Annotated in this window: 16 protein-coding genes; 7 read left to right on the forward strand and 9 right to left on the reverse strand. The window is 39.6% G+C overall.

The genetic code is table 11. The annotated features are described in order from the left end of the window. Positions 1-3: 3 nt before the first annotated feature. The 4 genes from RM549_RS11330 to xylE form a co-directional block, all read right to left on the reverse strand. Entirely contained in the window at positions 4-3,168 is a 3,165-nt protein-coding gene (locus RM549_RS11330; RefSeq protein ID WP_311684853.1) for a SusC/RagA family TonB-linked outer membrane protein, read from the reverse strand. Positions 3,169-4,020: 852 nt separating this feature from the next. After that, complete coding sequence (gene xylA / locus RM549_RS11335) at positions 4,021-5,340, reverse strand: xylose isomerase (RefSeq protein ID WP_311684856.1); 1,320 nt, start codon at positions 5,338-5,340, stop codon at positions 4,021-4,023. Positions 5,341-5,342: 2 nt separating this feature from the next. Next, positions 5,343-6,839: a xylulokinase gene (locus tag RM549_RS11340; protein WP_311684858.1), complete on the reverse strand. Its 1,497-nt coding sequence runs from the start codon at positions 6,837-6,839 to the stop codon at positions 5,343-5,345. 13 nt (positions 6,840-6,852) lie between these two features. Beyond that, the gene (xylE, locus tag RM549_RS11345; RefSeq protein ID WP_311684860.1) at positions 6,853-8,460 is read right to left on the reverse strand and encodes a D-xylose transporter XylE; all 1,608 of its coding nucleotides are present in this window, start codon (positions 8,458-8,460) and stop codon (positions 6,853-6,855) included. A gap of 187 nt (positions 8,461-8,647) precedes the next feature. On the opposite strand from xylE, the gene RM549_RS11350 reads away from it, so the two are divergent. The 7 genes from RM549_RS11350 to RM549_RS11380 all read left to right on the forward strand — a co-directional run bounded on the left by RM549_RS11350 (position 8,648) and on the right by RM549_RS11380 (position 19,313). Next, on the forward strand, positions 8,648-9,367 hold the full coding sequence (locus RM549_RS11350) for an NUDIX hydrolase (RefSeq protein WP_311684861.1): 720 nt from the start codon (positions 8,648-8,650) through the stop codon (positions 9,365-9,367). Between the two features lie 247 nt (positions 9,368-9,614). Further along, complete coding sequence (locus RM549_RS11355; protein WP_311684862.1) at positions 9,615-10,670, forward strand: LacI family DNA-binding transcriptional regulator; 1,056 nt, start codon at positions 9,615-9,617, stop codon at positions 10,668-10,670. 437 nt (positions 10,671-11,107) lie between these two features. Next, complete coding sequence (locus RM549_RS11360) at positions 11,108-13,273, forward strand: alpha-glucuronidase family glycosyl hydrolase (RefSeq protein ID WP_311684864.1); 2,166 nt, start codon at positions 11,108-11,110, stop codon at positions 13,271-13,273. An 89-nt stretch (positions 13,274-13,362) separates the two neighbouring features. Then, positions 13,363-14,106: an SDR family NAD(P)-dependent oxidoreductase gene (locus RM549_RS11365; protein WP_311684867.1), complete on the forward strand. Its 744-nt coding sequence runs from the start codon at positions 13,363-13,365 to the stop codon at positions 14,104-14,106. Positions 14,107-14,116: 10 nt separating this feature from the next. Then, positions 14,117-15,283: a mannonate dehydratase gene (uxuA, locus tag RM549_RS11370; RefSeq protein WP_311684869.1), complete on the forward strand. Its 1,167-nt coding sequence runs from the start codon at positions 14,117-14,119 to the stop codon at positions 15,281-15,283. Positions 15,284-15,304: 21 nt separating this feature from the next. Continuing rightward, positions 15,305-16,444 (forward strand): endo-1,4-beta-xylanase, encoded by a 1,140-nt coding sequence (locus RM549_RS11375; protein WP_311684871.1) that lies wholly within the window; start codon positions 15,305-15,307, stop codon positions 16,442-16,444. Position 16,445: 1 nt separating this feature from the next. Further along, positions 16,446-19,313, forward strand: coding sequence for a glycosyl hydrolase 115 family protein (locus RM549_RS11380; RefSeq protein WP_311684873.1), 2,868 nt, complete (start codon positions 16,446-16,448; stop codon positions 19,311-19,313). 94 nt (positions 19,314-19,407) lie between these two features. Here the strand turns inward: RM549_RS11380 and RM549_RS11385 are convergent, their stop codons facing one another. The 5 genes from RM549_RS11385 to RM549_RS11405 all read right to left on the reverse strand — a co-directional run bounded on the left by RM549_RS11385 (position 19,408) and on the right by RM549_RS11405 (position 24,413). After that, positions 19,408-20,754: a Gfo/Idh/MocA family protein gene (locus tag RM549_RS11385; RefSeq protein WP_311684875.1), complete on the reverse strand. Its 1,347-nt coding sequence runs from the start codon at positions 20,752-20,754 to the stop codon at positions 19,408-19,410. Between the two features lie 17 nt (positions 20,755-20,771). After that, a complete protein-coding gene (locus RM549_RS11390; RefSeq protein ID WP_311684877.1) occupies positions 20,772-21,536 on the reverse strand; it encodes a 3-keto-disaccharide hydrolase in 765 nt (254 codons plus the stop codon). Between the two features lie 193 nt (positions 21,537-21,729). After that, positions 21,730-22,371 (reverse strand): class I SAM-dependent methyltransferase, encoded by a 642-nt coding sequence (locus RM549_RS11395; protein ID WP_311684879.1) that lies wholly within the window; start codon positions 22,369-22,371, stop codon positions 21,730-21,732. A 387-nt stretch (positions 22,372-22,758) separates the two neighbouring features. Beyond that, entirely contained in the window at positions 22,759-23,136 is a 378-nt protein-coding gene (locus RM549_RS11400) for a ribosomal maturation YjgA family protein (RefSeq protein WP_311684881.1), read from the reverse strand. Between the two features lie 17 nt (positions 23,137-23,153). Then, the gene (locus tag RM549_RS11405) at positions 23,154-24,413 is read right to left on the reverse strand and encodes an L-lactate MFS transporter (protein ID WP_311684883.1); all 1,260 of its coding nucleotides are present in this window, start codon (positions 24,411-24,413) and stop codon (positions 23,154-23,156) included. Between the last annotated feature and the right edge of the window lies 1 nt (position 24,414).

Raw genomic sequence — 24,414 nt, forward strand, 5'->3', positions numbered from 1 at the left:
TTTTTAGAAATTCACATTAAGCCCTACTGTGTAAACACGTGGGGAAGGATAACGTCCATTATCTATACCCGTTAAAAGGGCATCCTGATTAATTGATCCTACTTCTGGGTCAAACCCGGAATAATTCGTAAAAGTATACACATTCTGAAGGTTCGTGTAAATCTTAAAGTTGCTAAGACCAAATCGCTCAACAAAATCACGTGGCAGATTATATCCAAAGGAAATATTCTGAATGCGCAAATAAGAACCATCCTCAAGGAACTTATCACTATACCTGAAATTGGAGGTGGAAGCTGCCGAAGAAGCTGCAATCCTTGGCATGTACTGGTCTCCGTCTACTATTTGAACATTACGGTAATCATTAGGTCCATCAGGATCGATAAGACCTAACTCTGCGTAACCAAGAGCCGTCTGCAACAAATTAGTATTCTCACGAGGATTTTCTAAAAACCGTCTTTGATAATTTACTACTTCATTTCCATAAATACCTGATAATTGTACATTTAGGTCAAAACCTTTATAGGTGAAAGTGTTCCCAATACCATAAGTAAAGTCGGGATGTGGATTACCAATATAATCACGATCCTGTTCATTAATAACTCCGTCTTCATTTATATCTTTAAAGATATAATCCCCAATCCAAACGCCATTTTCACCAATTTCCATGTCTTCAGGTAAAGCTGTAGGTACTACTTCCCCATCATCATTCCGGTAATAGAAATCTGTGGCATCTTCAAATCTACCAATTACTTTATAACCATAAAACTGACCTATAGGTTGGCCAACTGCCGTTCTTGTCACAATGGTTATATCTGATCCTTGTTGCAGGGTTCTGTTTAATATCCCAGTTTCGGTTGCCAAAGCCAGAACTTCATTCCTGTTTAGGGTAAATACAAGATTGGTTCTCCAGGAGAAATCACCCGCATCGACGTTAACTGTATTCAAAGTTAATTCTACTCCCTTATTCTCCAGGGATCCTATGTTTACATATGGAGCAGAGGTAGCACCTACACCTGAAGTTCCAGAGTAATCTGGATAAGGAGCCAGAAGTAATAAGTCATCTGTTTTCTTTTGATAAATATCTGCAATAAATTCAATACGGTTATTGAACATATTAAGATCCAGACCTATGTTGCCTGAATATGTAGTTTCCCATTGCAAATCTGGATTAGCAGTATTTGCAGCTAACAAGCCTGCTCCAAAAGGAGTTGCTGATGCTCCATAAATTGATGTAAAAGCATAATTTGGAACACTCTGGTTACCCACAGCTCCATAACCAAGACGCAATTTCAGGTTATTAATGGTTTGATTATCCTTAAGAAACTCTTCATTAGAAATTCTCCACGCCAATGCAGCAGAAGGAAACCATCCCCATCTATTTTCTTTGGCGAATTGAGAAGAGCCATCATAACGTAAGGTTGCGGTCAATAAATAGCGCTCATCAAATGAATAGAATGCCCTTCCAAAATAGGAACTTATAGCACTCGTATAACTGGCATTGGAGTTTCTGGCGGTTGTGGCATCACCTGCATTTAAATCTGTAGCTCCATTTGTTAAATAACCGGCACGATATCCGTAGAGGTTTTCCCAAAAAGTTTCCTGATATTCCTGTCCCAGGATGGCATTTACACTATGGTCTCCAAATGCACGATCATAGGTCAAGACATTTCGGAAGTTAAAATATTTATTGTAGCCCTTTGTTCTCGTACCCTCTCTCACATCATTTACAATTGCTCCAAAAGTATAAGATGGATTAAAAGTGTAGCCATTAGAAACTCCATAATCTATAGAATATTCAGATCTGAGTTTTAAACCTTCTACTATATCAAGTTCAGCAAAAGTATTCGCTCTAATTCCTGCGCTTTCGCTACGGTTTTCCCTAATACTTGCCAAACCTACCGGGTTGTTCTGGACAAACTCGTCTGTAACGGGACCATCAAAAGTACCTTCAGCATTCCGCACGGCAACGTTTGGAGTTTGTCTAAGTGCTGTAAGAATTAAGGATTGATCAGAAAATGTTGTATTTTGATTTATTGTATTAAATGCAAAATTAATACCCACCTTCAAATAATCCTTTACCTGCGAATCAAATACACCTCTTAAGTTAAGACGATTAAAGGAAGAACCCAGGGCTATTCCCTCCTGGTCCAAATATCCTATAGTCATCGCATAGGTGCTTTTTTCGTTACCACCAGTTACAGAGAGGTTATGGCTCTGCATCATTGCTCTGGTAAACATTTCGTCCTGCCAGTCTGTTCCTTCACCTAATAAATCTGGACGTATAAAAGTATCGTCCTGCTGAACAATACCTAAATCTGCCCTTGTGTTTCTATGTATAGCATATTCCTGAAGATTTAGTAGATCTAACTGTCTTGGTAGTTCCTGAAAACCTACATAACTGTTAAGATTAACAGTTGCTTCACCATCCTTACCTCTTTTAGTGGTAATAAGAATAACACCGTTTGCCGCTCTGGAACCATAAATAGCAGTTGCAGAAGCATCTTTTAAAATATCTATGGAAACGATATCAGATGGGTTAATTGATGCAAAGGCATTTTGGCCGGTCTGCCCTGTATTACTATCAACAATAACACCATCAATTACGAAAATTGGTTCATTAGAACCTGTAATAGAACTAATACCACGAATTCGAATGGAAGAACTGGCTCCAGGTGCACCACTGTTTTGCTGTATTTGAACCCCGGCAGCACGACCCTGCAATACCTGATCTACTGTTGTAGGAATAGATTCCTCGATCGCGTCACTGGAAACAGAGACCACAGATCCAGTAACATCACTCCTCTTCATTGTACCATAACCAACTACAACAACCTCATCCAGAGAAGATACATCTGTTTCTAAACTAGTGTCGATTTGTGTTTGATTGTTTACAGGCACCTCCTGTGTCTCGTATCCCACAAAGCTGAAAACAAGAACACCATCAGAGGGAACATTATTTATGGAATAATTACCATCAAAATCTGTAACAACTCCATTGCTGGTTCCTTTTAAAATTACAGTTACTCCTGGTACAGGTCCATTTTCATCAGTAACGGTTCCTGTTATTGTGCTTTGCGCAAACGCTGAAAAACTAATCAGGCTCATTAGAACAAAGAGATGAACACCCCGGATTTTTGAGCTTAATTCACTAATTAAATAATTTGTCATTGTGGAAATTGTTTATTTTAACGAGTTTAGGTTTTGTGAAAAAAATTCGATATGGTATAAGAACTACGAAATCGATTGATTAAAAATTTATAGTTAGAATTTCTTAATGATTTAATAACAAATATATCCGGCCTTATTTAAATGCAGTAACACATTTGTTGCAACTCTCCATAAATTTTGAAGCATTGTGCATAAACACTAAGGTTTCAAGAGGTTCTTAGCTGAAAATTTGACCTTTTAAAATTCAGAAAAATTAGTTTGATAATTCGTCCTGCTCTACGAGAGGCTTGTTCTCTTCTTAAATATTCTGATATTAGTAAAGATTTGATCTGGTAACTTTTTATAGCCCATCTTTTCCTACTTAAAAGCCTTCAATTCATTTACAATCTTCTTTTACACACATTTTTTTCCAGTAGAAAGTATATTAAAAGCCTGGGTTCATTCTACTCCTTACCAAAAATTTACCTTCAAATCAACATAAATGAATTCACTGTTTTTACCATGCTAAAGGTTGAGTAACGGTTTCCTATGCAAAATTTCTTCTCTATTTCTTTTATGAACCTCATTCCAATTTTTAAACTGACTTTCCTTATAAATAGAATTAGGTTTGAAGGTACTTCATGGAAATATTAGTGGGATCATTAAATAAGGTTACGCAACTGATATAGGGAAAAAGGCCTTTACACTATAATTACCGCATTCGATTGTGTGGTAGCTGATCAACAATTGAATTTTAGAAATCAATTATGAGTTAGTAAAGGAAAGAAAAGAATCAGAATTTATTATATATAAGGGAGGCTGGAGTTTAGCCAGCCTCTCTTATTTACTTAAATTATCAGAAATTTTTTACTACTAGATAGAATTAGCAATAAGCTGCTCAAATAATTCCTGCTTTCCACTTATTTGCTGAGGTTCTCCTGCCTCTCTTGCAATCTTGCTCAGATCTTGAAGAGATAATTCTCCTTTCTCAAATTTTGCTCCGTTGCCACTGTCAAAAGAAGCATAACGGTCCTTTCGAAGCTTTTTATATTGCGTATTCTTCAAAATGTTATCAGCACAAATAAGACCTCTGGCAAAGATGTCCATCCCGGAAACATGAGCAATAAATTTATCTTCAAGGTCAGTTGAATTACGTCTGACTTTAGCATCAAAGTTAATTCCACCTCCCTGGATTCCTCCACCTTCCAGAATGATAAGCATAGCCTGCGTAATTTCGTAAAGATCTATTGGGAACTGATCTGTATCCCAACCGTTTTGATAATCTCCTCTGTTAGCATCAATACTTCCAAGCATTCCAGCATCTACAGCAACCTGTAATTCATGTTCAAATGTATGTCCGGCTAAAGTCCCGTGATTTACTTCAAGATTTAATTTAAAATCATTCTCAAGACCGTATTTGTTTATGAAATGAAGAGAAGTAGCAGCATCATAATCATACTGATGTTTAGTAGGTTCCATTGGCTTTGGTTCAATAAAGAATGTTCCTTTAAATCCCTGGCTCCTGGCATAATCCTTACAGGCATTTAGGAAACGCCCTAAATGTTCCTGCTCCCTCTTCATATCTGTGTTTAAAAGGCTCATATAACCTTCACGACCACCCCAGAACACGTAATTCTCTCCTCCTAGCGCAATAGTAGCATCTATAGCAATTTTAGCCTGTGCACCGGCATAAGCAAGAACATCAAAATTTGGATTGGTGGCTGCACCATTCATATAACGAGGATTACTAAATAAATTAGAAGTTCCCCATAGCAATTTTATACCAGATTCTTCCTGCTTTTGCTTTGCATATTCCACCATAGTTTGCAGTCTTTTTTCAAATTCTGCAAGAGTTGGTGCTTCATCTACAACATCTACATCGTGAAAGCAGTAGTACGGTGTTCCCAGTTTGGTCATAAATTCAAAAGCTGCGTCCATTTTATCCTTTGCACGGGTAATAGGATCATCACTCTTATCCCATTCAAAGGTTTCTGTACCAGGACCAAATGGGTCACTTCCGGTATTATTAAAGGTATGCCAGTATGCTGTGGCAAACCTCATATGTTCCTTCAGCGTTTTTCCTGCAACAACTTTATTTTCATCATACCATTTAAAAGCTAAAGGATTATCACTTTCCCTGCCTTCAAATTTAATTTGATCGACGTTCTTAAAAAATTGACTTTTTGATTTCATAATTATTCTTTTTCTATTTTAATATTCTCTTTCCATTCTGAATAGATTTCCTGATACTGAGATGACAGATTTTTATCAGGCTCTATACGTTCTACAATCTCCAGCTCTCCAAAAGCTTCATCAAGATTGCTGAAGTAGCCATAACCATAGGCTGCACCACGCGCTGCTCCTTCTGCGCCCGAAGTATTATAAAGTTCCAGATTAGCTTGTGTGGTATTGCAAAAAATTTCTCTGAAAACAGGACTTAAAAACAAATTTCCTTTTCCTGCACGAACAACTTCACCAGATGTACCTAAAGACTTCATCACATCAAAGCCGTAGTTCATAGCAAACACAATGCCTTCGCAGGCAGATCGTATAAGATGAGGGGGTTGATGGATATTAAAATTAAGGTTTTCAATACCCGAATTCACTTTTTTGTTGTTAAATATTCGTTCCGCCCCATTTCCGAAAGGGTAAAAACGTAAACCATCACTTCCTGCAGGTACTTTCGCAGCCTCACGGTTTAACAGCTCATAAGAAATAAGCTCATCATTACCTAAAGAAATTGTTTTACGCAACCACTGGTATAAAATCCCGGAACCATTAATTATTCCCAGAATACCGTTTCTTTTCTGGTCTTCATTGTTGTTCACGTGTAAGAAAGTATTCACCCTGTTTTGCTCGTCGTAGTTATCCTTATCGGTTACCGCATAAATCACTGCTGAAGTACCTGCAGTAGTTGCAATTTCACCAGGATTTAACACATTTAAAGACAAAGCATTGTTCGGTTGATCTCCTGCCCGGTAGGTAATAACAGCATCTGGATTAAGACCCAATTCGCTGGCTATTTCTTTGCTAACTTTGGCCTGGTGTCCAAAGCTTGGAACAATTTCCGGAATATAATCTTCAGACAATCCCATTTTTTCCAATACTTCTAAAGCTAACTTTCCTTTTGGAAAATCCCAAAGAGCGGCTTCAGATAAACCGGAAGTAGTAGTTTGGGGAACACCGGAGAGTTTTGCCGCTATGTAATCTCCAGGCAACATCATGTATTTTGCTTTAGCATATACTTCGGGTTCGTTTTGTTTCACCCACTTCAGTTTTGAAGCAGTAAAATTTCCTGGACTACCTAAGATTTGCCTATGACAGTTCTCTTTCCCAATGGCTTCCAGCGCATCATTACCTATTTCAACAGCTCTGCTATCACACCAAATAATAGATGGTCTCACAGGTTCCAGGTTCTCGTCTGTTAGAACCAGACCATGCATCTGGTAGGCGATTCCAATTCCGTTTACCTTCTTTAGGTCGATATTGTGCTTTTTCGACACCTCATTTAGACCCTCTTTTACATATCCCCACCAGGTATCTGGATTCTGTTCTGCCCAGTCAAATTTAGGAGCTGAAATTTCCATTTCAAACTCCGGCACTGTGACCGCACAAATTATTTTACCTTTATCAGCATCTAAAACCGATACTTTTATAGAGGAACTTCCTAAATCTATTCCTAAGAAATACATACTTATACTTTTATTATTTTTTTCTAATCCAAAGACTTTCCATGTCTTCTAATGTTCTTCCTTTCGTTTCCGGGACAAATTTCCAGATAAACAATCCAGAAAGAATGGCCATTACTCCGTAGATCCAGTAAGAAAAGCCATGGTTGAAAGTTTCTACCAATGCTTCGTTCTTATCCATCATTGGGAAAGTCCAGGATACAATAAGGTTTGCTAACCATTGTACAGCTACAGCCACTGCCATAACCCCTCTGATTTTATTTGGAAATATTTCAGACAATAGCACCCATGTAACAGGGCCCCAGGACATTGCAAAAGCGGCGATATAAAGAAGCATAAGAAGTAACGCAGGCAAACCTTCCACCTGTAAATACAGCGCAAAACCAAGACCTATCATACTAATAGCCATCACTGCACTTCCTATCATCATAAGTTTTTTCCTACCAAAATTATCAACCGTCATAATTGCCAGAATCGTAAAGAGCATATTTATCGCCCCTACTATAATAGTCTGCAACATAGAGGCATCGGTCTCCATTCCCATTCCTTCAAAAATCTGCGGAGCATAATAAAGTACAACGTTAATTCCTACGAATTGCTGAAACACAGAAAGCACAATTCCCACAATTACTACTGTCCATCCAAAGGAAAGCCAGTGAGATTTGGTTCGGCTAAATGAAGCTTTGATCTCGGCCAGGATTTCTGATGCTCTTTCTGGTCCATTCAGTTTGCTCAAAACCTTCATAGCATCTTTTTCGTTCCCCTTCATCGTTTGGAAACGTGGTGTTTTAGGAACGAAGAACAAGAAAAGCAAAAACAAAAGGGCTGGAATGCTTTCAGATAAAAACATATATCGCCATCCTGTCTGGTTAATCCAGTCTTCAGTTTGCCCACTCACAATAAAATAGTTAACGAAGTAAACGACCAGCATACCTGTGACAATTGCGAATTGGTTAAAAGAAACGAGTTTTCCCCTAATTCCTGCAGGTGCCATTTCAGCAATATAAACCGGCGCTAACATACTGGCAAGCCCAACTCCTATACCTCCAACTATTCGGTAAATTATAAATGAAGTTAAATCGTTGCCCGGAAAAATGTTCATGAATTCAGGATAAGAAGATCCACAGGCAGAGAGAAGGAAAAGTAGGGCAGATAAAATAAGACCATTTCGTCGACCTATTGAGTTTGCCGCATTATCCCCCATAGATGCACCAATTATACAACCTACAAGAGCGCTACTAACCATAAATCCAAGGATAGAATTTCTCAAATTCTCTGTTAATACCCCCGGTAAGGTCAAAAATTGGAAATAATATATAGCACCTCCTAAAATAAGAATTCCCGCTATAATGATATAAGCAGTACTACGTTTAAAAAATTTCAAAACAAAGGACGCAAATAATAAACCTATGGCCAGGATACATATACTTAGAATAACTTTAAACTGAAAAATACTATTCTCTGCTAAGACTGTATCGTTTTCCAAAGAAGTAATAAAAGAAGCTTCCAATGCACCTACGGCACCGGAAATAACTGCCGTGTCATAACCAAAAAGTAAACCGCCAAGGCTGGCTACTATAGTTATAAGATAAACGCTTTTTTGACTTATTTTTGCTGTCGCCATGTTATATTATCTGATTTCTTTAAAGAAACTTATAGTTTATATGACCACAAGTTTAAATATTAAATTTTACTTTAGCAATTAATTAGGTGTATTTATTAATTTTTCTTAAAATGCAATCGTCTATTTCGCGTTATTCGGAAAAAACAGTTAAGAAAAATAATATATAAGTTTTAGCACAATTTGTAAGATGAAAAAAGCATTGATTAAAGAAGAATCGGGTGATTTGGTTGAAACACCTGTAATGAGCTCAATTACAATAGATTGTGTTGTGTTTGGTTTTGAGAATGGCAGTCTGGAAATATTGTTAGTGAAACATGGAAGGGGTATTCGTAAAGGTGAATGGGGGCTTCCCGGCGGTTGGATTAAAGAAGATGAAGCAATAGATGCCGCAGCGCAACGGCTCCTGCGCGAACTAACAGGTCTTGATAACATATACCTGGAACAGCTAAAAGCCTTTGGCGATCCTGAACGCTTTCCCGTAGGACGGGTGATAACAATAGGATACAATGCGCTTATAAAACGTGAAGATTACAACGTAATAGCAGGTTTTACAGCTTCTGAAGCCAGGTGGTTCAAAATTAAAGAGATTCCAGATTTAATTTATGATCATAATGAAATCCTGGATTATAGCCTTAAAAGATTACGCCGACGTGTACGCCAGGCCCCTATTGGTTTTAATTTGTTACCGGAAAAATTCACACTGCTCCAACTCATGCAGTTATATGAAGAAATTCTGGACATAGAAATGGACAAACCGAATTTCCGAAGAAAAATCCTTAGAATGAAACTCCTTGTAGACCTTAATGAAAAACAAAAAGATGTCTCACACAGGGCAGCAAAACTATATCAGTTTGACAACACGATTTATCGAAAATTGACAGAAAAAGGCTTCAGCTTTGAGTTTTAGCCTGTTACACATGTATCACCCCCTATCTGCTCCTGGTTTGCGGGATCACCTGAAATGATCCGGAGGAAACATACAGACTTTCACAAATTTCACGCAACACAACCACTATTCACTTTCATTTACGAAAAAAATTAAATTTTTTCGTATTCGCTTAAGGCAGTAGGCACTTAGTATTCCATAGATTTGTTATATTTGAAGTTCTGCGCAACAAAAAAATCCTTTGTTGTTTAGCTTTTAAGAGCCCATAATGAAAAAAAAGAAAGAAGTTACCATTTACGATTTAGCGAAAGAATTGAAGTTTTCGCCCTCAACTATTTCCAGGGCTCTTAATAACCACAAGAGTATCAGTCAAAAAACAACTAAGGAAATCCAGAAAATAGCCAAACAGTTGGGCTATAGACCAAATACTTTAGCAGCAAGCTTACGAAACAATAAAAGTAAAACCATCGGCATTTTAATTGCCAGGATTAACAGACCTTTTATTGCTTCCATAATAAGCGGAGTGGAAGAAACAGCAAGGAAAGCGGGATATAATGTCATTATAAGTCAGTCTAACGATAAGTATGAGAACGAAATCGCTAATGCAAAGGCTATGTACGATAGCAGGGTTACGGGACTTATTGTATCTCTTGGTATGGAGACAAGAGACTCCCAGCATTTTAAACAATTTATAGATCAAAACATCCCTTTAGTTTTTGTGGATCGTGTACCTGTCGAATTTAATTCCTACAGGGTAATAATTGACAATTATACGGCAGGATACAAAGCAACACAACATCTTATTGATCAGGGATGTAAAAGGATTGCTCATTTTGCAGGCGCCCAGCATCTAAATGTATATAATCTTCGAAAAAAAGGTTATCTCGATGCACTTAGAGAAAATAATCTTGAAGTGGCTGAAGAATTAATAATAGATTTGGATACTATGAGTTTCGAAGAAGGTTGTGACGGGACAAAAGCGCTTCTCAATTTACCTCAACCACCCGACGGACTTTTTTCTTCTAATGATACCGCTGCAGTGAGCGCCATTTTAACCGCCAAAGCCAGAGGCATCAAAATCCCTGAAGAGCTGGCAATAATCGGTTTTAATGATGATCCCATGGCATCTGTAGTAGAGCCTGCTTTATCTACAGTTTCCCATCCTGCAGTAAAAATGGGTGAGATTTCTGCTCAAAGAATTCTGGAACACTCTTCGAAAAAGCTGGATTCAAACATTTCTGAGATTACGATGTTGGATACTGAAATTATTATAAGGAGCTCAAGTAATAGAATAAATACTACCCGTCTCCTGGAAACCAGTTAGACTACGTAAAAACTATTATTCCGGAATCCGCTTCCTTAATTTTACCCATTCTAAATGATTTCCTGCGTTTATTGAGGTCTAATCCATTTCAATTAATCGATTAAATCATCTACCCCATCATTTACGTCCAATGCTGTCATTTTTAAAGGCAGAATTTGGGATTTCCAGTTTTTTAGGCTTATACAGGACAGAAATTTATCAGAACAAGAAGAAGGACTGCTGCATTCAGAACATTAATTTTCCATGTACTTTCAGATATAAGGATAATAATTGTTTTAATGAATAAAAGGGAGATATAAAGATAATTCTAATAAATATGAAATAAATATATACTAAACGCAACCGATTGCGTCGAAAATTTTGTTTACATCCATTTTTTACCTATTTTTCCATCGCAATCGATTATTTTAAGATTACCTAACTTTTCAACAGATCCCATGAACCAAATAAAATTTATCCTTCTCGTGCTTGCCTGCTATTTCCCTCTGGTTTCAAGCGCTCAAACCGATTATAATTTATGGCTCCAATACGATAAAATCGAGGATTCAGATCTTAAGCAATCTTACTTAAAATCGGTTAAAGGAATAAAAGTTTTGGGGAATTCTAAGACGTTGGAAGCATCCCGCGAAGAACTTTCTAAAGCGTATAATTCTTTTTTTAATCAGGAACTTGAAACTGCGGACTCCGGTGATGGCCTCCTGATTTTGGCAAATATCGACCAACTACCCGCTAATCTTAGCAATTCAGTTAAACCTGATCTCGAAAACATCAATTCTGAAGGCTATATAATAAAAAGTGCAACCCAAGACGGCAATAAAACCATTCTTATTACGGCCAAAACCGATATAGGAGTGCTCTACGGTACCTTCCGACTTATAAAAGAGATGCAACTACATAATGACATCTCAAATTTGGCAATTATCGACTCCCCAAAAATCCAAAAGCGTGTTTTGAACCATTGGGACAACCTGGATCGTACTGTAGAACGGGGATATGCCGGCTTCTCCATTTGGGACTGGCACTTATTGCCAGATTTGATCAAGCCGGAATATACAGATTACGCACGTGCCAATGCTTCCATTGGGATAAACGGCACCGTGCTAACCAATGTAAATGCAAATTCATTAATTCTTACAGAACAATATATAGAAAAAGTAAAAGCACTTGCCGAAGTTTTTCGTCCTTACGGGATTCAGGTGTATTTAACTGCACGGTTTTCTGCTCCAATGGAAAGCGGAGATGTAGACACTGCAGACCCCTTAAATGCTCAAGTGAAACAATGGTGGAAAGATAAAGCTGATGAAATTTATGCAGAAATTCCAGATTTTGGAGGGTTTCTTGTAAAAGCAAATTCTGAAGGGCAACCGGGACCAAACAATTATGACCGCACCCATGTGGATGGTGCAAATATGCTGGCAGAAGCAGTTGCACCGCACGATGGAATTGTGATGTGGCGTGCCTTTGTATATTCTGAACATGATCCTGAAGACCGGGCGAAACAAGCTTATTCAGAATTTGTTCCTTTCGACGGTCAATTTAAGAAAAATGTTCTGGTTCAGGTTAAAAACGGCGCAATAGACTTCCAGCCAAGGGAACCTTTTCATCCAATCTTTGGCGCCATGCCAAATACTCCTTTAATGATGGAGTTTCAAATTACCCAGGAATACCTGGGATTTGCTTCGCACCTGGTATTCCTTCCGAAGTTATTTGAAGAAACGCTGGATGAAGATACTTATGTGAATGGTGAAAATTCAACAGTAGCTAAAGTTATTGATGGTAGCCTTTCCAATAAGAAACTTACCGGAATAGCCGGAGTTGCAAATATTGGTACTGCAAAAAACTGGACGGGCCACCCTTTTGGACAAAGCAGCTGGTATGGCTTTGGAAGACTTGCCTGGGATCCTTACCTCGACTCCGAAAGAATTGCCGAAGAATGGCTGAAAATGACCTTCACCAACGAAGAAGAGTTTGTTGATCCAATGACAGATTTACTTATTAAATCCCGTGAGGCAGTAGTAAAATACATGACTCCGCTAGGCTTACATCATATTATGAATACCAACCACCATTATGGACCAGGACCCTGGGTGAGCAATCTTTCCAGACCAGAATGGAATCCGGTGTATTACCATAAAGCAGATGAAGAAGGTATTGGTTTTGATCGTACGATTTCCGGAAGTGACGCTCTTGCACAGTATGCAGATCCTATTGCACAACAATACAGCTCCCCGGAAACTACTCCTGAGAAATATCTGCTTTGGTTCCATCACCTGCCCTGGGATTACCAGATGGACAATGGAGAAACGCTATGGCATAACCTGGCCACCACCTATCAGGAAGGTGTGGAAGATGTAGAAGAAATGGTGGAAACCTGGAACAATATGGAAGAATACGTGGATGAAGAGCGATTTAAAAAAGTTTCTATGCTTTTGCAAATTCAGCTTAAAGAAGCGAAATGGTGGAGGAATGCATGTCTTTCCTATTTTCAGCAATTTTCTGATATGGAATTACCAGAATCTGTGCCTCAACCAGAACATGATCTTGAATATTACAAATCCCTGGAATTTCCTTTTGCGCCAGGCATTAGGCCTTCATGGGAATAATTAATTTCTAAACCCAAAGTGGGTATTTAACTAAAATAACTACGGCAAATAAATAAAGAGGAATTGCCGGAATTCAACATTTCTATTTAATGAAAAACAATCTAACCGCAATTGTAACCGGCGCCAATGCCGGACTTGGATATGCTACCGCAAAAAAGTTTTGTGATAATGGCATAACTACTTATGTAAACGGAAGAAACGAGGAAAAAACCATGAAGGCCTGTGAAGAACTCGGTCCTAATGCAAAACCTTTTATTCTCGACCTGAATAATCTTAAAGAGATCCCTGCTGCTGTGGCGAAAATCGCCCAGGAAGCAGGGGCTATCGATATCCTGGTAAATAACGCCGGGATCAATATGAAAAAGGAATTTATGGAAGTGACCGATGAGGAATTTCAGTCCATCATTCACACTAATGTTACCAGTGTCTTTGTAATAAGCCGCGAAGTTTCTAAATTTATGAAGGAGAAGAACTCCGGGAGCATTATAAATATCAGTTCTATGGCTGCACAATACGGTATTCCAAAAGTTATTGCTTATTCTGCAAGTAAAACTGCTATAGAAGGAATGACGCGCGCCATGGCCGTAGATCTCGCCCAATATGGAATAAGGGTAAACTGTGTAGCACCAGGCTTTATTAAAACCAAAATGTCTGGAAAAGCCCTGGACAACGATCCCGAAAGAAAAAACAAAGTACTTTCCAGGACCCCGATGGGCAGGCTGGGAGAACCTTCAGATATTGGAGATGCCGTTTTCTATTATGCCACGACCGAATCTAAATTTACAACAGGAACCGTACTACCTATAGACGGTGGTAACTCAATAGGATTTTAATATGTACAACATGATGCAGACCATGCGGTGGTACGGGCCGCAGGATATAATTTCCTTAAAGGAATTAAAGCAGGCAGGTGTTACAGGAATTGTAACCGCCCTACACCAGGTACCCGTGGGTGAAGTATGGCAAGTGCAAGATATTAAGGAAAGGATCAAAACCATAGAAGATGCCGGCCTGGAGTGGAAAGTTATCGAAAGCCTTCCTGTTCATGAGGACATTAAAAGACAAACAGGAAATTATAAGCAGCTTATAGAAAACTACAAGCAAAGCATTAAAAATGTAGCAGAATGTGGTCTAAAAGTTATTACTTATAATTTTATGCCTATTCTGGACTGGCTTAGGACAGACCATGATTTTGAAAATGAAGATGGCTCCAAGGTTTTAAGATACCATCCGGCGAAATTTGCCTTTTTCGACCTCTTTCTTTTAAAAAGGGAAAATGCTGAAAAAGATTATTCTGAAGAAGAAATAGAAGAAGCCAGAAAAACCGGTGAAAAACTTTCTTCAGAAGAAAAAGAGCGTCTTTTTAAAAATGTACTACTGGGACTTCCGGGAAGTTCCGAAAGTTTTACTCCGGAAGCTATTAAAGAGCAACTGAAAGCATACGATCATATAAACGATAACAAACTAAGACAGAATCTTGTCCATTTTTTATCTGAAGTTTCTCCGGTTGCCGAGGAATCAGGAGTGAAACTTGCGATACATCCAGACGATCCACCGTTTTCGGTTTTGGGCCTTCCAAGAGTAGTCAGCACACAGGCCGATATTGAGCATATTTTAAATGAAGTTGATATACCCGCCAACGGACTCTGCTATTGCACAGGATCGCTTGGTGGCAGACCAGAGAATGATCTTGTCGAAATTTTCGAAAAGTCTAAAGACCGGATTCATTTTTTACATTTAAGAAATGTGAAGCACGAAAACAATGGGATTTTCAGGGAATCAGATCACCTGGATGGTGCCGTTCCTATGGCCGAAATTGTGGGTCGCATCCTTGCTTATATGAATGAGAAAAAGATCAGTTTGCCAATGCGGCCAGACCACGGTTACCTGCATTCTGCCGAAGATCACAGAAATTATTATCCCGGTTATTCACTAATTGGAAGATTAAAAGGTCTTGCCGAATTAAGAGGACTTGAAAAAGGACTCGAAAAAAGCATAACCTCAGCCTAATTTAAAACAAGACATCACCAGATGAAGAATATCTATAAAAAATTCAACCTTTTACTTATTTGCGCTATCGTTTTTGCAGGTTGTAAATCCAATTCTGAAGAAAAAAAGGAAGTTGCAGCAACATCTGCTGAAGAGCAGGAACAGGAATTAGGCCTTAAAGATTATTATTCAGATTATTTCCCGGTTGGCGTTGCGGTTGCACCAAATTCTTTTGAAGGAAAATCCAAAGAATTAATCCTTCAACACTACAACAGTATTACGCCGGAGAACGTGATGAAAATGGGAGAAATTCATCCTGAACAAGATCGCTATAACTGGGAAGCTGCAGATAAAATGGCCGATTTTGCCAGGGAAAATGATATGAAGATGCGGGGACATGCTTTAGTTTGGCATCAACAAACGGGAGATTGGATTTTTGAAGCTGAAGACGGCGGGCAGGTGAGCAAAGAAGAACTTTTGAAGCGCATGAAAAATCATATAGATACAGTCGTTTCCCGCTACAAAGGCACAATTTATGCATGGGATGTTGTAAATGAAGCAATTTCTGATGATCCCGAAGAGTTCCTTAGGAAATCTGAGTGGTTTGAGATTTTGGGAGAAGAATTTATTATTAAAGCTTTTGAATATGCTCACGAAGCAGATCCTGAAGCCAAACTTTTCTACAACGACTATAATGCAATTATTCCCGAAAAAAGAGATAGGATCTACAAACTACTAAAAATGCTTGTAGACCGGGATGTACCGATAGACGGTGTTGGAATCCAGGGTCACTGGTCAATTTTTGATCCTTCAGAAGAAGACCTTAGAAAAGCCATGGATATGTATTCTTCGTTAGGCCTTGATGTACAAATTACCGAGCTGGATGTTTCTATTTATCCGTGGGAAAAGGAACAACGCGAGAGACGACCGGATGAATCTGATGAGTTTACTGCGGAGCTTCAGCAAAAACAGGTTGATAAATACAAAATGTTTTTTGAAGTATTCCGCGACTATAAAGAAGTAATGACCGGTTTAACTTTCTGGAATATCTCTGATGCATACAGTTGGTTAGATTATTATCCAGTAGAAGGTCGTAAAAATTATCCGTTGCTTTTTGATGAAGATTATGAGCCTAAAGCAGCCTATTATGAAGTAGTAGAATTTGATGAAACCGAAGATTAATATGAAGATTAAGAGCAGCATCAAAAATGGCAATTATCGGCATTATATATTACTGCTGATCCTTTTTCCGGTTTTTACTTTTGCCCAGGACTCTTATGTGACATATTCTGAAACAGAAGGGTCTTTTGAACTGGCTTCAGCTTCAGAATTGCCGGATATTTTTGTTGATTCTGAAGATTTTAAAGGAGTACACCATGTTGCTGAAGACTTTACGCAGGATATTGAAAGAGTAACCGGAAGGCTTCCGAAACTGAATATTTCCGGAGAAATAAATTCAGAAACTGCCGTGATTATTGGTACGCTGGGAAAAAGCCGCTTAATCGACCGGCTGGCGGGAAGCGGAAAATTAGACGTTTCAGAATTAACCGGACAATGGGAGAATTTTACCATTCAGGTAGTGGAAAATCCAATGCCAAATGTTGAAAAAGCGCTGGTAATTGCCGGAAGTGACAAAAGGGGAACAATTTTCGGGATTTATGATGTTTCCGAAGAAATTGGGGTTTCTCCATGGTACTGGTGGGCAGATGTTCCTGCTAAAAGAGCTGAAAATTTGTATATAAAGTCTGGAAAATATACCGATGGTTCCCCAAAAGTGAAATACCGTGGAATTTTTATCAATGATGAAGCTCCCGCACTTGCAGGCTGGGCCACAGAGAAATTCGGCGGTTTTAACAGCGAATTTTACGAGCATGTTTTTGAGCTTATCCTCCGGCTAAAAGGAAATTATCTATGGCCGGCAATGTGGGGAAGGGCATTTTATGATGATGACCCAAAAAACCCAATTATCGCCAATGAGTATGGTGTGGTAATAGGAACTTCGCACCACGAACCGCTAATGCGCGCACACGATGAGTGGCGGCGCTATGGTGAGGGAGACTGGAATTATAATACCAATCCCGAAAATCTTCAGCAATTCTGGAGGGAAGGAATGGAACGTATGGGCGACAACGAAAGTGTGGTGACGATCGGGATGCGTGGCGATGGCGACGAACCTATGGCCGAAGGCACTGCAATTAGTCTGCTGGAAAATGTAGTAGAAGACCAGCGCCGTATTATTGCTGAAGTAACCGGAAAACCTGCAGAAGCGACTCCGCAGGTATGGGCACTTTATAAGGAAGTTCAGGACTATTACGACCAGGGAATGCGCGTACCAGATGATGTTACTTTATTACTGGCCGATGATAACTGGGGTAATATCAGAAAATTGCCAGATCCTGAAGAAGAAGAACGCGCCGGCGGTTATGGAGTTTACTATCATTTTGATTACGTTGGCGGCCCCCGGAACTATAAATGGATCAATACCACACAAATCTCCAGGGTTTGGGAACAAATGAACCTCGCTTACGAATTTGGAGCTGACAGGCTGTGGATCGTAAACGTGGGCGATATCAAGCCTATGGAATTCCCTACCAGTTTCTTCCTTGATTATGCCTGGGATCCTGAAAAAATCGATGCGGAAGATCTTCCCGAGTATACCCGAAAATGGGCAGCAAAACAATTTGGAGAAGAGTATGCTGAAGAAACAGCTAACATCATTGAAAAATATACCAAATACAACAGCCGTAGAAAACCGGAGCTTCTAAGCCCTGAAACTTACAGCATTACCAGCTACAACGAAGCTGAAAGGGTCTTGGAGGATTTTACTAACATTGAAGAACAGGCAGAAGAGATTTACAAAGAGCTTCCGGAAAGATATGAGGACGCATTTTATCAGCTTGTATTGTTTCCGGTGAAGGCATCAGCAAACCTCAACAGGCTTTATGTGGCTACCGCAAAAAACAGGTTGTATGCCAAACAGGGCAGGGCAATTGCAAATCATTATGCCGATGAAGTTGAGGAGTATTATGAAAAAGATGCGGAATTAACCGAATATTACCACAACGAACTTGCCGATGGAAAGTGGAATCATATGATGTCACAAACCCACATTGGTTATACGTACTGGCAACAGCCGGAAGAACAAAGCATGCCGGAAGTAAAGCGAATAGACGTACCTGAAGAACGAGCTATGGGCGTCGCTGTGGAAGGATCTTCGAATTCATGGCCCACAACAGCCGCAAAAGGACAGGAAGCCTTACTTCCCATGTTTGATCCTTATAATGACCAGAAGCATTATATAGATATTTTTAATAAAGGTCAGAAAGAATTCAGGTACAAAATCAAAAATAAAAAGGACTGGGTAAAGCTTTCTTCAGAAAAGGGAAAAGTAGATCAACAAGAACGTATTTATGTGAGCGTGAATTGGGATGCTGCCCCAAAAGGAGAACACACAGTTTCTTTAACCATTAAAGGCCCCGGAAGAACTAAAGTTGAAGTTATAGTTCCTGTACGAAATCCTTCTGAAGAAGTTGAAGGTTTTGTGGAAAGCAACGGTTATGTTTCTATCCCGGCAACAAAATATTCAGAAAAAACAAACGGTGACAATGCATGGCAGTTAATTCCGAATTTAGGAAAAACCGGTTCTGCCATGTCTTCAGGAAAAATAAAACCTGGAGGAGAATTTAGCAAAAACAATCCGTCACTAACTTATAAATTCTTTGCATTTAGTTCAGGAGAAGTTGAAGTGGAATTTATATTATCTCCCAGCTTAGATTTTCTAAACAGGGGCGGATTACGTTTTGCAGTTTCCATTGATGGAAAAGAGCCAAAAATCCTGAATTTACAAGAAGATACAGAAGACAACTGGGACTCTTCGGTAGCGAATAATGCTACTGCCGTAACAACAAGTTTTGACCTGGAAAATGATGGCGCACATACGCTTGAAGTATGGGCGATAGATCCTGGAATTGTGCTTCAGAAAATAGTTATTAAAACTGAAGATATTAACGACTCCTATCTCGGCCCACCAATGAGCGCCAAAGCGGAATAACAATAAAAAACCACGGGTAATTTAAGGAGTACACCCGGTTTTTCTGATAAAAAATAAATGCAGGTCTGCTTTTGTAGACCTGCATTATTTTTTGCTATACGTTAGGCATTTCCCAACCATTGTGATAATTCGCCTTTACCAGCTTATTGGCTTCTTCATTCCCTTTAAAGGAACTATCCTGCTCATTCCAGTAAATTTTTTGTCCCGTTTTGTAGGCGATATTCCCCATGTGAGCGGTTACCGCCGCCGCATGTCCGGCTTTAATTCCGCAGGTAAGTTTGGAAGCGTCGTTGGTTTTGATGCTTTCCACAAAATTTTCTGTGTGCCTGTCCAGCGCACTATCCTGTGCATCCTGCTGTTCCACCCTGTCCAGTTTTGTCACCCATTCACCATCTTTGTTCTCCCTTTCCGGAATCACTTCCCAGCCGCCACGGTTAACCACCAGCGTACCATTATTTCCAATAAAAGCAATGCCTTCATTCCTTCCGTAGTTACCACCATCTATTCCTGTGGCATGTTCCCACAACAGGTTAAAATCTTCAAATTCGTAAACGGTTTGTAGCGTATCAGGTGTTTCTGAAGCATCATTTGAATAGGCAAATTTACCTCCCGAAGCCATTATGGACTTTGGCGCTTTTGCCTGCATCGCATACAATGCGATATCAATTTCATGCACGCCCCAGTCTGTCATCAAACCGCCTGCATAATCCCAGAACCAACGGAAATCGAAATGAAAACGATTTTCATTAAAAGGACGATCTGGCGCAGGACCTAACCACATATCGTAATCTACTCCCGGTGGTGGCGGAGTGTTTGGTTTTACAGGAACCGGATTCATCCAGCCCTGGTAAGCCCAGCACTTTACCAGCCTGATATTTCCAAGCTTGCCCGACTGCACATATTTTACCGCTTCATCATAATGTTTACCACTCCTTTGCCACTGCCCCACCTGTATCATCTTATCATACCGGTTTGCCGCATCCAACATCACGTTACATTCTTCTATACTATTTGCCAACGGCTTTTCCACATAAATATGCTTTCCTGCCTGCAAAGCATGTACAGTATTAAGGCAGTGCCAGTGATCTGGCGTTCCAATAATCACCGCATCTATATCTTTATCCTCCAGTAACTTTCGGTAATCTTTATATTGCTTCGGACTCTTTCCTCCAAGTTCTTTTACTCCCGCAGATCTTTCGTCCAATACCCTTTGGTCGATATCGGCAAGCGCCACACAATTCACTCCTGGTATTTTAAAATGGCTCTGCATATCTGCCCAACCCATTCCTTTGCAGCCAATAACACCAAAATTTAGCTGATCACTGGGAGCAACTTTTAAAATATCTGATGAAAAAGGCATTGCAGAAAAAGGTAAACTTAAACCTGCGGCCGCCAGGGATGACTTCTTGATAAAGCTCCTTCTTGTATTTTTGTTATTCATAATTTTGTTCTTTCAAATTAGTCTAAGTCCCTTACCCAAATATTCCTGAAACTCACCGGATTCCCATGATCCTGAAGCTGGATGGGAAGTTTATCTGCGTGAGCGGTGTAATTCGGAATTCCGGTATAAACAGTTGGTCCTTTAATTTCGAAATGATCCTGAACCAGAACTCCATTATGCAGCACGGTTACTGTGGCCGGTTTAATCAACATACCGTCTTTATTAAAACGCGGCGCTCTAAAGATAATGTCATAAACGTTCCATTCTTCCGGAGATTTTGTAGCGTTAACCAGCGGTGGGGATTGTTTATAAATACTGCCAGCCTGCCCGTTTGTGTAAGTTTTGCTTTCATAGGAATCCAGGATTTGAACTTCGTAGTTGTTCATAAGAAAAACTCCGCTGTTGCCACGACCCTGGCCTTCTCCTTTAATTTCCTGAGGCGCCCGCCACTCTATGTGTAATTGAACGTCACCAAATTCCTGCTTTGTTTCGAGTGGTCCTGCTCCCGGATTTACAGTAAAAATTCCGTCTGAAACATTCCAGTTTGCCTTGCTCCCGTCTTCGGCATTTTGCCATGCATCCAGATTTGTACCGTCAAAAAGCACAATCGCGTCTGATGGTGCATCACCCAATTGCGGCCCTGCCTGTATTTTCTTTGGAACAGGCTCATAAAATTCGGTAGCTTCAGGTGGTAGATCGTTGTTTTCCTGGGAGTTTGCCATATTTGGTATAGTTAGAAGAGCTAAGAGTGTCAACCCGAACCCGGTTGTGGATTTTTTCATTTATAGTTATTGGTTTTTAAGAAAATTATCAATAGTGTTAAAACTATACTTATAATCCTAATTATTCAAAATTTCTTATAGTTATTTTTCGTAAATAAGTAGAAATTATTTCTATTCTCAATTGTTATCAACAATTAAAAACTCTTTTACCTACAGGGTTTTTTAAACCTTGCAGCAAATTCGTAAAAACATATCAGGTCTTGGAGAACACAACAAGGCGCTTATGCACGTAAAAATCTGAAAAACCGAATTCTTTGGTGATATACTTCAGGGTTTCCTGCTGATAAATAAAAACATGCGTAAGATCGTTTTTGTAGTACCAGTTTTCAAATTCAATTTCCGGAGAATAGAGATGTGTCATACAATAAAGTTTTCCTCCCGGAAGCAGCAGTTCTTTAAGTTTGCGGAATTCTTTCCGTGGAAAATGAAAATGCTCCATTACTTCACAGCAAACAATGTAGTTGTACTTATGCTGAAGTAATTCGCGGTCGTCCTGAAAGAACGGATCGTAAGGAAAAATTTGAAAGCCGCGATCCTGAAGCATTTTTGAAATTACAGGACCTGTTCCTGCACCAAAATCCAACCCCTGGTGCACTGAAGCATCAAAATCCAGAAGAATTGCTTCCACAATGGGAGATACAAATTTCTGATACCTGGGATCTTCCACATCGTTATTATGGGAGGTGTACCTGTCTACTTCTTCCTGTGGGTTTGGCAAAAAATCATTAGGGACAAAAATTCCTTTACAGTGAATGCACTTGTAATATGGACTTTTTCCTGATTCAGAAAAAAGTTCGCCCTTTTTCTCACAAAGCGGACAATGTTGAATTTCCATAGATGCTTTTTTCTGAAAACATTTCTCGCAGCCAATTGAAGCCGATAATTATCATTTTTAAGCTACAAGTTCCGAAATTATTTTTGCTCTTCCGGTTTTTCATTTTGGATCGATGCCTTAAAATGGCAATTATTGACCTGTAGTAAATGTTATATCATCAAAATCGAATAAAAATCTGCGAAAAATCCTCTCTAAAGTGAAAATTTTTCAATTCCACCTCAGTTTCACACATTTTTCTTCCGCAGAAAGGGGAAAAAGTCGATTTTTTAAGCATTTTTAGCTGCAAATTATTAAAATTTAGCGTTTTATGAGAATTCTTCAGAGTGTTTTCTATTTACTAAATAGTGGAGCACGAAAATTGGCAATTTTCGGCATTGCTTTGGAAAATTAAAGTTCAGATCGCTCCTTTATTTTCTCAATTCCGAAGACTGTTAAGATTCCGAGGGTGTAGGCTAACATATCTTCCCATTCAAAATGACTGCCCAGGACGATTGCGGCAAATTTATTATTCTGAATCCCCAGCAGGTCTATAATGTGCAAATATTGAAGGGCTTCAATAAAATACGCAAACGCAAGTACACTTATAGCAGCGGTTGTGACTGAAATTTTCAGAAAACTTTTCAGAAAAAAATACAGCAGCATTACCACCAAAAAATCTCCCGCATAAGGCCTGATGAATTTGTCCCGCACATAAATTGCTATAAAAACCTCAACCACAAATAAAACAATCGCCGCGAGAAAATATTTTCTATTGAAAATGAACATTTTACCTTTCCAAAAAACTACATGACCCTTTGCGCTTCTTCAGCCTGTTCCTTTCTTACACCACGAATGTTTGCCTTCAGCATAATTGAAATAATAAGCGCTACTATAATTAACCCGATAAAAACATAAAATACCGGAATGTAACTTCCAGTAGCTGCATAAATTTGAGAAACCAGCGTGGGACCAATTAGCCCGCCCAGTGACCAGGTGGTGAGCAGGTAACCGTGAATTGCACCCAGTTCTTTAATTCCGAAGAGATCGGCAATAAAGGCCGGAAGATTTGAAAATCCTCCTCCATAACAGCTTACTACCAGGAAAATAAGGATCTGGAACAAAATTGCACTGCCAATAACCGGAAGGGTGACAAATGCCACCAGTTGTATCAAGAAGAAAATAATGAACACCACGGGGCGCGAAATATAGTCTGAAGCTGCTGCCCAGCCTATTCTTCCTGCGCCGTTAAAGATTCCCATAATCCCAACCATAATTGCGGCAGCTCCGGCTGTCATTCCGCCAATCGTTTGCGCCATTGGTGAGGCAACAGAAATCATCATAATCCCGGCGCTGGTATTTATTAGCATCATGATCCATAACATCCAGAAATGCTTTGTCTTTACCGCTTCCCTGGCGGTTAGCTGTGATAAATCCCTGATTTTTCTCTTACCGGAAGCCACAGTTTCTTTCATTCCTTTTGGTAGCCAACCCGAAGGAGGCGGCGCAATATAAAGGGCGCCCGCGGTCATAAGCAAAAAGTAGCTTGCGCCGAGGATATAAAAAGTAGTGGCGATCCCAACAGATTCCATTAAGCTGGCGGCAACGGGAGCTGTGATAAGCGCTCCGGAACCAAAACCAAGCACGGCCATCCCGGTTGCAAGACCCCGGCGGTCCGGAAACCATTTTACCAAAGTAGAAACCGGGGAAATATATCCAATTCCGAGACCTATTCCGCTAAGGAGTCCGTAGCTTAGGATAAAGAGCGTGAGGGAATCTATGGAGACTGCGAAACCTGAACCCGCCTGTCCCAGACCAAACAAAACAGCAGCAAGCAGTGCAGATTTCCTTGGTCCGTTTCTTTCCACAAATCTTCCGAAGACCGCTGCGGAAGCACCTCCCAGAGTCATCATTACCGTAAAGGCAATCGTAACGGAGGAGACTGACCAGCCCATGGTCTCGCCTAATGGAATTGTATAAACGCTATAGGCATACGCCGCACCAATGGAAATATGGATTGCAATTGCCGATAGAGCAATTAGCCATCTGTTTTTGTTAGGCTTCATT

This window comes from Autumnicola patrickiae (assembly GCF_031846525.1).
Classification (GTDB): domain Bacteria; phylum Bacteroidota; class Bacteroidia; order Flavobacteriales; family Flavobacteriaceae; genus Autumnicola; species Autumnicola patrickiae.